This window comes from Gemella sp. GH3, from assembly GCF_013415425.1.
Taxonomy (GTDB): domain Bacteria; phylum Bacillota; class Bacilli; order Staphylococcales; family Gemellaceae; genus Gemelliphila.
Window position 1 is genome coordinate 1 of sequence record NZ_JACBYC010000177.1, and the last position, 536, is coordinate 536.

General features: G+C 45.7%; 1 pseudogene. It reads left to right on the forward strand.

Going from position 1 to position 536, the window contains the following annotated elements:
• Positions 1 to 536 (forward strand): annotated as a pseudogene (locus HZY83_RS06715) (MSCRAMM family adhesin SdrC); the annotation flags it as partial.

Here is a 536-nt window from a genome sequence, read left to right on the forward strand (position 1 = left end):
TCGTTGATGCTGATTCACTTGCTGATGTGCTTGCACTTACTGATGCACTTGTTGATGCTGATTCACTCGCTGATGTACTTGCACTTACTGATGCACTCATTGATGCTGATTCGCTTGCCGATGTGCTGGCACTTTCTGATGCACTTGTTGACGCTGATTCCGAAGCACTAATAGAAGCTGAATCTGAGTTACTTGCTGATTGGCTATTCTCTTCTGATTCTGATTCTCTTGCTGAATTACTTGAAGATTCTGACGCTGATGTGCTTGCACTTACTGATGCACTCGTTGATGCTGATTCGCTCGCCGATGTACTTGCACTTACTGACGCACTTGTTGATACCGACTCACTTGCAGATTCTGACGCACTCATTGATGCTGATTCACTTGCTGATGTACTTGCACTTACTGACGCACTCGTTGATGCTGATTCGCTTGCTGATGTGCTTGCACTTTCTGATGCACTCATTGATGCTGATTCGCTCGCCGATGTACTTGCACTTACTGATGCACTTGTCGATGCTGATTCACTTGCCGAT